The sequence below is a fragment of the Thomasclavelia sp. genome (assembly GCF_047249845.1).
Taxonomy (GTDB): Bacteria; Bacillota_I; Bacilli_A; order Erysipelotrichales; family Coprobacillaceae; genus Thomasclavelia.
Map to the genome: position 1 here is coordinate 1 of NZ_JBKTWO010000038.1, position 12,158 is coordinate 12,158.

Annotated in this window: 15 protein-coding genes; 9 read left to right on the forward strand and 6 right to left on the reverse strand. The window is 28.6% G+C overall.

Annotated elements, in window-relative coordinates; all coding sequences use genetic code 11:
- Positions 1–28: 28 nt before the first annotated feature.
- On the reverse strand, positions 29–163 hold the full coding sequence (locus ACLR9T_RS09955) for a helix-turn-helix transcriptional regulator (RefSeq protein WP_413109392.1): 135 nt from the start codon (positions 161–163) through the stop codon (positions 29–31).
- Positions 164–402: 239 nt separating this feature from the next.
- On the opposite strand from ACLR9T_RS09955, the gene ACLR9T_RS09960 reads away from it, so the two are divergent.
- Positions 403–1,707, forward strand: a complete 1,305-nt coding sequence (locus tag ACLR9T_RS09960; RefSeq protein WP_413109393.1) for an MATE family efflux transporter — start codon at positions 403–405, stop codon at positions 1,705–1,707.
- A 60-nt stretch (positions 1,708–1,767) separates the two neighbouring features.
- On the forward strand, positions 1,768–3,108 hold the full coding sequence (locus tag ACLR9T_RS09965; RefSeq protein WP_413109394.1) for an MATE family efflux transporter: 1,341 nt from the start codon (positions 1,768–1,770) through the stop codon (positions 3,106–3,108).
- 840 nt (positions 3,109–3,948) lie between these two features.
- Here ACLR9T_RS09965 and ACLR9T_RS09970 read toward each other — a convergent pair.
- Positions 3,949–4,266: a DUF6120 family protein gene (locus tag ACLR9T_RS09970; RefSeq protein WP_413109395.1), complete on the reverse strand. Its 318-nt coding sequence runs from the start codon at positions 4,264–4,266 to the stop codon at positions 3,949–3,951.
- Position 4,267: 1 nt separating this feature from the next.
- Positions 4,268–4,597 (reverse strand): PadR family transcriptional regulator, encoded by a 330-nt coding sequence (locus tag ACLR9T_RS09975; RefSeq protein WP_413109396.1) that lies wholly within the window; start codon positions 4,595–4,597, stop codon positions 4,268–4,270.
- A 307-nt stretch (positions 4,598–4,904) separates the two neighbouring features.
- Here ACLR9T_RS09975 and ACLR9T_RS09980 point away from each other — a divergent pair, with 307 nt between their 5' ends.
- Both ACLR9T_RS09980 and ACLR9T_RS09985 read left to right on the forward strand, forming a co-directional pair.
- Positions 4,905–5,789, forward strand: a complete 885-nt coding sequence (locus ACLR9T_RS09980; protein ID WP_413109397.1) for a hypothetical protein — start codon at positions 4,905–4,907, stop codon at positions 5,787–5,789.
- A gap of 251 nt (positions 5,790–6,040) precedes the next feature.
- A complete protein-coding gene (locus ACLR9T_RS09985; RefSeq protein WP_413109398.1) occupies positions 6,041–6,214 on the forward strand; it encodes a hypothetical protein in 174 nt (57 codons plus the stop codon).
- A 561-nt stretch (positions 6,215–6,775) separates the two neighbouring features.
- On the opposite strand, the gene ACLR9T_RS09990 is transcribed toward ACLR9T_RS09985, so the two are convergent.
- The 3 genes from ACLR9T_RS09990 to ACLR9T_RS10000 all read right to left on the reverse strand — a co-directional run bounded on the left by ACLR9T_RS09990 (position 6,776) and on the right by ACLR9T_RS10000 (position 8,200).
- Positions 6,776–6,853 carry a hypothetical protein gene (locus ACLR9T_RS09990; RefSeq protein WP_288596274.1) on the reverse strand — a complete coding sequence of 26 codons (78 nt, stop codon included), beginning with the start codon at positions 6,851–6,853 and terminating at the stop codon, positions 6,776–6,778.
- A gap of 140 nt (positions 6,854–6,993) precedes the next feature.
- On the reverse strand, positions 6,994–7,374 hold the full coding sequence (locus ACLR9T_RS09995; protein ID WP_413109399.1) for a transposase: 381 nt from the start codon (positions 7,372–7,374) through the stop codon (positions 6,994–6,996).
- The gene (locus tag ACLR9T_RS10000; protein ID WP_413109400.1) at positions 7,355–8,200 is read right to left on the reverse strand and encodes a transposase; all 846 of its coding nucleotides are present in this window, start codon (positions 8,198–8,200) and stop codon (positions 7,355–7,357) included. Before ACLR9T_RS10000 ends, ACLR9T_RS09995 begins: the two co-directional genes overlap by 20 nt.
- Before the next feature lie 180 nt (positions 8,201–8,380).
- On the opposite strand from ACLR9T_RS10000, the gene ACLR9T_RS10005 reads away from it, so the two are divergent.
- The 5 genes from ACLR9T_RS10005 (at position 8,381) to ACLR9T_RS10025 (ending at position 12,110) form a co-directional block, all read left to right on the forward strand.
- Positions 8,381–9,343, forward strand: coding sequence for a biotin--[acetyl-CoA-carboxylase] ligase (locus tag ACLR9T_RS10005; protein ID WP_413109401.1), 963 nt, complete (start codon positions 8,381–8,383; stop codon positions 9,341–9,343).
- On the forward strand, positions 9,330–9,890 hold the full coding sequence (locus ACLR9T_RS10010; RefSeq protein WP_413109402.1) for a biotin transporter BioY: 561 nt from the start codon (positions 9,330–9,332) through the stop codon (positions 9,888–9,890). The genes ACLR9T_RS10005 and ACLR9T_RS10010 overlap by 14 nt, the downstream gene beginning before the upstream one ends.
- Positions 9,884–10,843 (forward strand): biotin synthase BioB, encoded by a 960-nt coding sequence (gene bioB, locus ACLR9T_RS10015; RefSeq protein ID WP_413109403.1) that lies wholly within the window; start codon positions 9,884–9,886, stop codon positions 10,841–10,843. The genes ACLR9T_RS10010 and bioB overlap by 7 nt, the downstream gene beginning before the upstream one ends.
- On the forward strand, positions 10,840–11,493 hold the full coding sequence (gene bioD, locus ACLR9T_RS10020) for a dethiobiotin synthase (RefSeq protein ID WP_413109404.1): 654 nt from the start codon (positions 10,840–10,842) through the stop codon (positions 11,491–11,493). The genes bioB and bioD overlap by 4 nt, the downstream gene beginning before the upstream one ends.
- A 101-nt stretch (positions 11,494–11,594) precedes the next feature.
- A complete protein-coding gene (locus ACLR9T_RS10025) occupies positions 11,595–12,110 on the forward strand; it encodes a tRNA (mnm(5)s(2)U34)-methyltransferase (protein ID WP_413109405.1) in 516 nt (171 codons plus the stop codon).
- Positions 12,111–12,158: the final 48 nt, after the last annotated feature.

Sequence of the window (12,158 nt, forward strand, 5' to 3'; positions counted from 1 at the left end):
TCGCAAGCAGGTAAACACAGGCTATTCCTTAATATCCTTTTGTTTGGGAAACTCCAGCCTCCCATTTTGCTACTGACTGTCTAGATACTCCTACCTTTTGGGCAACATCTTCTTGTGTATATTGATAAAGTTTTCTTAAATGCATTAAATTTGTACTAATCATGTATTTCATACCTCCTTATATTTAAAATTATATAAGATTATCTAATAAAGTCTATCAATTATAGTTGGCAGGAATGTTAATATCAGTTGCTTAATTGACAGTAATTATTTGAGTTGTTATAATTTAGAACATATAACCGATTTAATTTTACCGCCGGGTAAGATTAAAGCGTCAGTTTTTCTATCGTTAGGCCTTTGAAGATAGAAAATTCTGGCGCTTTTATATTTATAGGAGGAAAGATGGATAATAGACAATATTTAAACAAATTTTTAAAGTATGCTTCTTTTAGTGTATTAGGGATGTTAGGACTTTCGTGTTATATTTTAGCTGACACTTATTTTATTTCTAAAGGCTTAGGTGCTAACGGTTTAGCAGCTTTAAATCTTGCTATTCCAGTTTATAGTTTTATACATGGCAGTGGTTTGATGCTAGGAATGGGAGGAGCTATAAAATATACAATTTATCAAAGTAATAATAAAGTAGAAAAAGCAAATTTAATCTTTACAAATACAATCTTTTTAGCAGGCATTATATCACTGATATTTTTATTATTGGGAATCTTTGGATCTAAACAAATTACAACTTTGCTAAATGCAAACAAAGAGATTTTTTTAATGACTAATACTTATTTAAGGGTTATTTTACTTTTTGCGCCAGCTTTTATTATTAATGAGGTTTTATTATGTTATGTTCGTAATGATGGTAATCCTAATCTTGCCATGAAAGCGATGATAGGAGGTAGTTTATCAAATATCTTACTTGATTACTTCTTTATTTTTTCATTAGGTTTAGGTATTTTTGGAGCAGTTTTAGCGACTGGATTAGCTCCTGTTATTAGTATGATGATTTTATCATGGCATTGGATTAGAAGGAATAATCAATTTCATTTGATTAGAACCAAGATAAGCTATAAAAATTTTATTTCAATTATTATTTTAGGTTTTCCAACCTTGATTAGTGAGATATCTTCAGGAATTGTCATAATTGTTTTTAATCTGATTATTTTTAAATTAGAAGGTAATATCGGAGTAGCTGCATATGGGGTAATTGCTAATATTTCGTTAGTTGTAATAGCAATTTTTACAGGTATCAGTCAGGGAATGCAGCCATTAATTAGCCAAAGTTATGGATATAAGGATTTAAAAGCAGTTAAACGATTACGTAATTATGGATTGATTACGGTTTTAATATTATCTAGTCTTATTTATTTAATAATATTTTATCAGGCTGAACCAATAGTAAAAATCTTTAATAGCAAAGATAATTTACAATTACAAATAATTGCTGTTGAAGGATTAAAAATATATTTTACAGCAATATTTTGGGCTAGTATAAATATCATTATAGCTACTTATTTTACGGCAATTCAAAAACCTATACCTGCCCATCTTATTTCGTTATTAAGAGGTTTGATTTTAATTATACCACTAGCATGGTTATTATCATCTTGTTGGGGGTTAACTGGAGTATGGCTAACCTTTTTAATTACTGAATTTATTGTTGTTTTAATAAGTATTAGTTTAATGATTATAAATAAAGATTAGGGAAATGAGATTGACTTTAAATATTACTATCGATATGATATATTAAAGGGAGGTAGGAAAGTGGAAACAAAACTTACAAAGGGGAAAATCACTAAATCTTTATTATTATTTTCTTTACCAATGATTTTAGGAAATCTATTACAACAGTTATATAATGTTGCTGATACCTTTATAGTTGGAAAATATCTAGGTTCTGAAGCATTAGCAGCAGTAGGCTCATCATTTACTTTGATGACTTTTTTAACGTCAATAATTTTAGGGTTATGTATGGGAAGTGGTATTTTATTTTCGATGTTATATGGGGCTAAAGAAATAGATAAGATGAAAGTATCTTTTTTTGTTTCTTTTATTGGAGTTGGTATTATTTCAATTTTATTGGAAGGAATATGTATCATAGCAATTAATCCAATATTAACATTTTTGAATATTCCTACTGATATTTATCAAATTACTTATGATTATTTAATTATTATATTTATTGGGATATTTTTTACTTTTATTTATAATTATTTTGCTTCACTATTAAGAGCTTTAGGTAATTCTAAGATACCCTTAATCTTTTTAGCAATCGCTTCAATTATTAATATTGTTTTAGATATTTATTTTATCGTTAGTTTAAAGATGGGAGTATCAGGGGCGGCATTAGCGACATCGATTGCTCAAATTTTTAGTGCTTTGGGAATCATGATTTATGTTTTTATTTTCAAAAAAGAACTTTTACCACAAAGACAGCATTATTGTTTCGATAAAGAAATCTTTAAAAAGATTAAAGATTATTCATTATTAACATGTATCCAGCAATCGGTGATGAATTTTGGAATTTTAATGATCCAAGGACTAGTAAATAGTTTTGGGATCATTACGATGTCAGCATTTGCAGCTGCAGTAAAAATTGATTCTTTTGCTTATATGCCAGTTCAGGATTTTGGTAATGCTTTTGCAACCTTTATTGCTCAAAATAAAGGGGCTGCTTTAGAATCAAGAATTAAAGAAGGGTTAAAGGTGGCTATTAGAGTAACAACAATTTTTTGTTTAATTATTTCTTGTTTAGTTTTTGTTTATGCAGATAAATTAATGATGATATTTATTGATCCAGCTAAACATCAAATTATTAGAGAAGGAGTTCAGTATCTTCAAATTGAAGGTGCTTGTTATTTAGGAATTGGATGTTTATTTTTATTGTATGGATATTATCGAGGAGTAGGTAAACCAGGAATCTCGGTTGTTTTAACAATTGCTTCATTAGGAACTAGAGTTTTGCTAGCTTATTTATTAGCACCGATATTTGCAACAACAGCAATTTGGTGGTCAATTCCTATAGGCTGGTTTCTAGCTGATTTTATAGGAATAATATATGGTATTAAAAAGGAAAGCTGGGTATGTAATATAATAAAAAAGTAGATAAAAAACTGGTTCTTACTCGCTTCTGTGTAGAATGACTATCTAAACAGTACAAAAAATTGTGCTGTTTTTTGTGTATGGCGGGCATGCCATATATCTAGGGTTAAAGTCCCTCGTGAGCGTAGTTGCCGACGAATCACATAGCGACTTGCAAGTTTCACATCGTGAGGTGTGGGAGAGAGGAAGCAATAGCGAAATCGTGGCCTAAAGGACATGAACTGAATAATAAGGCATATTAAGCGGATAAGTTGACGCAAAGCAACGAAGTCCAAAAGGCAATCGTAACCTTAATGTGTAAATTCAATAGGTAAACGAGGAAAGATGTATGACTTATCCCCTGAGGTCTTACTAGCGATATGATGATAGACTGTATAATTCTAGTGGCAAGCAGTAACGTAGGCAAATTGTCGTAAAGGTTATGCGAGATGTGCAGCATCATTTCTAAACAGTATGGTTACAAATGATTTACTTAAAAGAAAAGGTCTACCATCTTTGGCAGACCAATATCAGTTAAAACATATTTTAGTATAGATTTAAACCGCTGTGTGCCGAACGGCTTGCCCAATGGTGTGAGAGGACGAAAATAAATTTTATTTATTATCTCCTACTCGATTTATCCGAATAATAAAGTTACTTCACATTCAACTATACAAATGTTGGGAGAACAAATCCCCCAACATATATTATAACCCAAAACTTGTTTACCCCAAGTTATTGCGAATTACCTTTATTTGTTAACTTTTGGCAAACTCCGGAGATAGCTCGCAAATTATTTGGTTAACTCTCTCGTTTTGTAAACCAATGTTTTATCTACTATTATTCATTATTTATAATGTTTAGTTATTTGTAAAAAAGTTTAATCAATCGATATATCAAATACATTATAATCATAAAAATTAATAAAACTATATTTTTTTCTGAATTTTTATGTAATTTCTTCATTATAATATCTGTATCTAATTCATCAATATATGTTTTTACAACATTTTCAGGGGTTCCATATCTGTATACACAATCATCATATGTAATATTTGGTATATTTTTTGTTTCCTTAAAAATAATATTTTTTGTTCTTTTAAAATATTCTTTTTCTTTTCTCTGGAACAGTGGTAATAAATATTTAATCTCATTAAGATATCGTTTTACATCAGTATTCATTTTAATTCTTCTCCCTTGAATTAATAATAATTCTAATTTTTTCTTCCCATGCAGTGTATTCTATAATTATTTGTTCAAGATATTTAATACCTTTTTCTTCAATATGATAATAAACACGTAATTTTCTGTCAACTATTTTATCCGTACTAGAAATATAGCCATTATCTAACATTCTATATAAACTAGGGTACAATGAGCCTTCCTTAATATCTATTATACCCTCAGATAATTTCTTTATGTTGCTTGTAATTTCGTAACCGTAACAGTCTTTATTATATAGTATACATAGTATCAGCATTTCAAATTTAAAATATATATTTTTTTTTGGCATTTTTTCATCCCTTATCTGTAATATATAATATCACAATTTATATAAAATAAAATACCTTTATAACTATATATATAGTTATTGACGTAAATTGTATTATATAATATAATATAAGTATGAAAGGGCTTACTGAAGAAAAACGATAATATAGATTTAAAAGTTGTTTAATAATCAATTTGATAGGTTAGGAGGGGAGATGTTTGTATCGTGATTATTAAAAACTCATAAATATAGATGTTATTATACTATGTAAATTAAAGTGGTTTTAAAAAATAATTTGTGATGAGTATCACATGGGATGGAGAATATTATGAAAAAACAAATATTTAAAGTACTTATATCTTCATGTTTTATGATTGGAACTATGGTAATGGGTACTTCACAAGTATTTTCACAAAGTGAAGAATACAAAACGGAAAATAACGAATATTTAGAATTAAAATCAAATATTGTATTGCTTGATTCAATTTCAAAAAGTAATGTTAAAATTTTGTCAAATCAGGACGAAAAATACTATTTACAATTAAAGAGTGCATTAGATAGATACCCATCATTTATTTATAGTATGAAAGAATTATCTGTTGAACAGTTAAAGAATAGAAATTATACAGATTCTCAAATTGATGCAATAAAAAATTATGATGGATCAGACGTTATGACAACACGTGCTGCTGCAACTGTTACTGGTACTTATAGTATTTCGGATTATAGATATGATAGTTCTAAAAATCTAACTTTTGCAACAGGAAATGCAACTGCAACGTGGCAAGGTACGCCTTTTTTCCAATTACTTGATCAGTTTGCGATAGCTCTTGGTGCAGGGACAGGTAACTTTATACATCAATCTTCTTCATGTACTGCGACATATAAGGGATATAATAGTGGTAGAACATTTACACAATCACCTGAAAAGGAGATTCCATTAACTACATATGTCAAATTTAAATTACCAAGAGAAAGATATTCTTCTAGTATAGGTGAAGCAGGTGGTTTAATAAAAGTAAGTGGTAAATATACTGCAGCAGTATCAAATAGAGTTAATATAATATCTATGAGACCTTGCTATGCTCATAGACAAATTTCTGGTGTAGAGGGTGGTATTTCCTTATCATCATCTGGATTAAGTTTATCTTTTAGTGTAACAGATGGATATAATAAAGAATGGTATCCAAATGCTAAAACAGCTACAATATAATTTTGATGTTAAAATTTGAGTTAGTAATTTAGTTTACTAAAATAAAAAGGATTTTTAAAATCCTTTTTATTTAAAAAAATATTAGCTATAAATTTTATGAGTAATATATCACAGTAGTTAATACAAAATGTAATAAATAATTATTTAATGTTATTAAATATATAAAGTTATTTTTAGTGTTTGGTACTGTATAAGTTAAATGCTGAAAACTCAAAATTATTAGTTAATATTAAAAAGAAAGGGGTATTAAGATGCTTAAATATATAGCTGCAGTATTTGTAACGATAATTGGTTTTTTATCATTATTTGCTATATTAATGATTCCCTTTATGGAGAGTGGGGGATTTGAACTAATAGGTTGTGCATTGGCATTATCTATTCAAATATCAATAATTGCGGTATATTTTGATAATAAAATAAAGTAAATAGCTTTCGTTAAAAAATGAGTAATTAAATCTCTAAAAAATTATTAATGTAATAAAGTTAAGGAGAGATAAAAATGCAAAAATATATATTTACAATAATTGGTACTATCATATATTTTATATGTGTGTTTGGAATTTTAATGTTTCCTTTTATAGAGACTCATTCTTTAGATGGTTATATAAGCATGATTATGTGTTTTTTAACTTTATCAATACAGGTTTCGTTGATTATAGTATATTTTAACCATAAAAAAGGATAACAATTTTAAAGAGGCTGTAACGAATAAAGGTTTTTAAACCTTTAGGCGTTATATGCCTTTTTATTTTTTTGAGTCTTTAGGATAATAATAAAATTATTCGTATGTGTATAACTTTTTGAGTATTATAAAAAGAATATCGCTCTTCTGTTTTTTAAATTTCGATATTTAAGAAACTATGCTGTTTCTATTCTTATGCTTTTTATTATGATATTTTCTTAAATTTATATACTATTCCGATCAGAAAAAGCTCTGTTTTCACATCTAGACTTCCTTTTTTTCTCAGTCTTGTATAATTCATCTCCTATTTAATAACTCCAAATGTGTCTTCAGCCTGAATGCTTCTTTGCTTTTTCATTTCTATCCCATCAGCTGTTCTCAAGTTTTCATCTACTTTTGACTGAAGTTTATTAAGATTGTAATTAATTTGTATTTTTCTTTATTTAAGCATTCATTGCAATGTCTATATTCAAACACTCTGCTTATCTGTAAGTAATCACCTCTGGTGTTCCATACTTCTTCCTATTCAATATTAAATGTGTACCCTTGAGGACAGACTTTATAACCTGAAGAATCATATTTCCAATTCATTGGATTATAGATTTTCTTTTTGAAATCTTTGGCGTTTTTCTTTGTATAATAATTGTATTTTAACGCCAGTTCCATTCCATTAATGACATTAAACATTAGATTATCATAACTGCCGTATCCTGCATCTCCCACAGGCCATTCAGGATAAACTCCATAGTGTTTCTTATATTCTTTCATAAATGGGATATATGTCTTAGTATCCGTTGGATTTGAAAATATGTCCATGTGCATAATATATCCATCGCTGACACCTGTTTGTAAACTGTATCCTGGTTTAAATACACCCGTCCGGTTATAGTAATCGTATTTCAATATTCATCATTGTGGCATCATGATCAGTTTTAGAATAGCTGTTCCTATCGCCGCATATTAATAAAAATTCTTCATATCTTCTTAATCTAAGGTAGATATCAAGAAACTGGTCATAATACTTTTGAACAGTATCTCTTCTCGTTCCTTTGCCGTAAACAATATTTATGTTACGTTTAACCATTAAATACATCAGATCATCAGCAATCATACCAATGTCATGTGCTTTATATTTATTGTGTGTTTCATAATTCATATCAGGCAGACTGTTTAAGTTTTTGATTAAGCCAGTTATATTTATGAATGCTTTTTCCCGGTATCCAAGAATGGCTTTCTTCCATACAAAACTGTTTTTCTTTGCATTGGCTTCAATCTTAGTACCATCAATATATAATTTTGACGTATCCACATCATCAAGTTCCATAATTCTTTGTATTACATCATAGAAAATGTCTTTGATAGACATAGACAGTTTCTCTGATATAAATCTTTGGAAAGCCATGAAAGAGGGAGTCTCTTCATTAGACAGCCACATATACCTGATATCATACCTGCACAGCTCTTCCATTTTTCTTAATTCACTTTCTCCATTCATAAACGCAAACAATACAACCTGCAGCATCATATTGGGGTCGTAGCCCTTATTGCCTCTATGAGAGCAGTCAAAATACTTGGAAGTATTAATACCTTTCATAATCTCTACGAATGATGTCACTGGATCATCTACAGCTACAACTGTAAAAAAATCTAGTGGAAGTCTGCATTGAAATGCATTATAATTACCATTGGTTATAGGGTAATTAGATTCTAAAAGTTCGATGTTTTTCATAATCTAATTATACCAAAAACAGCATTTAAACTCTATTTGAGTCTAAGTGCTGTTTTATTTTTTTAGACAAACACATTATTTTAATGCGTTACAGCCTCTTTTATATAGATTGTAAACTTATAATCAAAAAAAGGTTTACGTTGTTACTTTTTTTTGATATGCTTAAAAAGAGGTGATAAGATGAGTGTTAAAAATGAGATTATAAGTTTATTAGAAAAAAATAGAAATAATCCTGTGTCAGGACAAGCTATAGCTGATAATTTAAATGTTACTAGAGCTGCAGTTTGGAAAGCAATCAAGGTTTTAAAAGAGGAGGGGTATAATATTGAAGGTACTCCAAATAAAGGTTATGTATTATTAGAAAATAATGATATTTTATCTAGTCAGGGAATTGCTTGTTATTTAGATGAAGATATTGATATTTATATGTATAAATGTTTAGATTCTACAAATACACAGATGAAAAAATTAGCGATTGATGGCGGAAAAGATCATTCAGTAATTGTAGCAGAGCAGCAAAGTGCTGGAAGAGGACGTTTTGGTCGGGATTTTTATTCACCGGCTAAAGAAGGAATATATATGAGTGTATTATTGAAAGATTATAAAAATATTGAGGATGCTACTATTATTACGATTCAAACTGCCGTAGCGATAAATCGAGCAATTAAAAGATTATATGGTTTAAAAACAGATATTAAATGGGTCAATGATTTGTATTTTCAAGGAAAAAAGATTTGCGGGATTTTAACGGAAGCAATCAGTGATTTTGAAAGTGGAATGATTGAAGCAGTTATTATTGGAATTGGAATTAATGTTTCTACAAGTGAGTTTCCAGGTGTTCTTCAAAATATAGCAACTTCACTAGGATTAAATAATGCTAATCGTAATCAGTTTATTGGAGAAATCTTAAAACAGTTATTTTTAATTATTGATGAGGATTTTGATTTAGTTTTAGATGAATATAAAAGGTCATCTTGTGTTTTAAATAAAGAAATTGAGTTTAATTTAAAAGGTCAAAAACATATGGGGATTGTTAATGATATCAATGAGTCTGGTAATTTAGTGGTTGAAAGTAATGGTCAGGAGATGATTTTAAATTCTGGAGAAATAAGTATTATTGGAGAATTTTATGAAACAAAATAAATTATTTACTACAACTAATATTATTTATTGTGCCCTTTTTACGGCTTTAATAACGATTGGGGCTTTTATTCAGATTCCAGTATTGTACATGGATTATTTTACGTTACAATTTTTCTTTATCTTACTAGCTGGAATTTTATTAGGTTCTAAGTTAGGTTCGTTAGCTGTTTTATTATATGTAGTTATTGGTTTGGCTGGTTTACCAGTATTTGCTTCTGGAGGGGGATTAGGATATCTTTTAAGACCAAGTTTTGGATATTTACTTGGTTTTATTGTAGGGGCATATTTAACTGGTTTTGTTAGTGAAAAATCAGCTTGGTCAGATGTAAAAAAATATGCGCTTGCAGTATTTTGTGGTTTACTAGCAACATATTTAATTGGTCTAAGCTATAAATATTTTATATTAAATTATTATGTAGGAACACCGATTTCATGGAAATTAGTTTTATTATCATGTTTTCCTCTTGATTTACCAGGTGATATTTTTTTAAGTGTTATTGCTGCAGGGGTAGGAGTAAGATTTAAGAAAAGAGGTTTAGGATGTTAGAAAAGATATTAAGGCAAGTTATTCTAGGTCGGGATATTAGTCGTGAAGAAGCAGAATTTTTAATCAATGTAGATTTACAGCAGTTGAAACAGGCAGCTAATCAAATCAGAGAGCATTTTTGTGGTGATAAATTTGATTTGTGTTCAATTATAAATGGAAAAAGTGGTAGATGTAGTGAAGATTGTAAGTACTGTGGACAATCAATACATTATCAAACAAAAATTAATATTTATGATTTGCTTGAAAAAGAGGTTATTGAAAATATGGCTATTCATAATGCTAATCAAGGAGTAGGACGTTTTTCAATTGTTACTTCGGGACGTTGTTTAAATAATGAAGAATTTACAAAGGTTATAGAAATATATAAACACCTTAATGAAAATGTTAAAATATCTTTATGTGCTTCGCTAGGATTATTAACAAAAGAACAGTTTATCAGCTTAAAAGCAGCAGGAGTCAAAAGGTATCATAATAACTTAGAAACATCAAGAAACTATTTTACTAAGATTTGTACAACCCATAGTTATGATCAAAAGATCAAAACAATCAAAGAAGCTAAAAAAGCAGGATTAGAAATATGTAGTGGTGGTATTATGGCAATGGGTGAGTCATGGAATGATCGTCTAGATTTAGCTTTTGAACTTAAGAATTTAGGTGTAAGTTCAATTCCGATTAATATTTTAAATCCAATTCCAGGAACACCATTAGAAGACCTTAAGCCTCTAGAAAAGGAAGAAATTGAGCGAATTATGGCTATTTTCAGATTTATTCATCCCACTGCAGTACTTAGAATGGCTGGCGGTAGAGGTTTGTTGGAGGATAAAGGAATGAGTGTTTATAAAAGTGGTGGAAATGGTGCAATTACAGGTGATATGCTAACAACCCAGGGAATTACAATTGCTGAAGATCAAAGAATTATCAAATTGTTAGGATTTAAGGTAAATAAATTATGATCAAAGGTATATTTATAACAGGAACAGATACAGACATTGGTAAGACTTATGTAACTTCAAGAATTATAAAGGAATTAAAACTATGTAAATATAATGTCGGATATTATAAAGCTGCTTTAAGTGGTGTGAAAAAGTCGGATCAAAAGATGAATTTAAGTGATGAGGATTTTGTTTGTCAATTTGCTGATTTAGATAAAATAAATACTAAAGTTTCTTTTGTGTATGAAGATGCTTATGCACCTTATCTAGCAGCTAAAAAAACAAATCATCTAGTTGATTTAGATGTAATCAAAAAAGATTTAAATGATATGGTAATGAATCATAATTTTGTTGTTATTGAAGGAAGTGGAGGAATTATTTGTCCTTTACGAGATGATGAAAATATGATCATGCTTACAGATGTTATGTCTTTAGCAAAGTTTCCATTAATAATTGTAACAACATCTGGTTTAGGTAGCATTAACAGCGCCGTATTAACTGCTTTATATGCAAAAAGTTTAGGATTAGAGGTTCTAGGTTTTATTATGAATTATTTTGAGGAAGATAATATACTTCATCGAGATAATCGAAGAATGATAGAAAAATTAAGTGGTTATCGAGTATTGGGGTATCTTTGTAAAAATAGTGATAAAATAATAAAAACAAATTAATTAATCAAATAAACAATTTTTTACATATTTATTAAATGATTTAGTATATATTTTAATCACGGAAAAATGATAATATAAAATAGGGAGAAAATAAGAAAACAATGATTGAATATGTAAAAAATGAACTTTTACAAGGACAATATGATATTGCTATTGATTTTACAATGGGTAATGGTAACGATACGTTAACATTAAGTGGCTTAGCTAAAAAAGTATATAGTTTTGATATTCAAGATAAAGCATTAGAAAATACAAAAAAATTACTTAATGATGTTAATAATGTAGAATTGATATTAGATAGTCATGAAAATTTTGATAAATATGTTCAAAGTTATGATGTCGGAATTTTTAATCTTGGTTATTTACCGCAAGGAGATCATACTATTACTACCAAAGCATCGACATCTTTACAGGCGATAAAAAAAGCAGTGCAGTATTTAAATGAAAAAGGACATCTTTTTATCGTAGTTTATATTGGTCATTTTGAAGGGAAAGAAGAAAGTTTAAAAATTGATGAATATGTTAGTACTTTAGATCATATGGTTTATAATGTAGCGTTGTTCAAGATGATGAATAAATTAAATGCACCATATGTAATAGAGATTGAGAAAAGGTAGTTAAAGTTTATCATTAATAATGCATTAAATAAGTAACAATGTTATAAT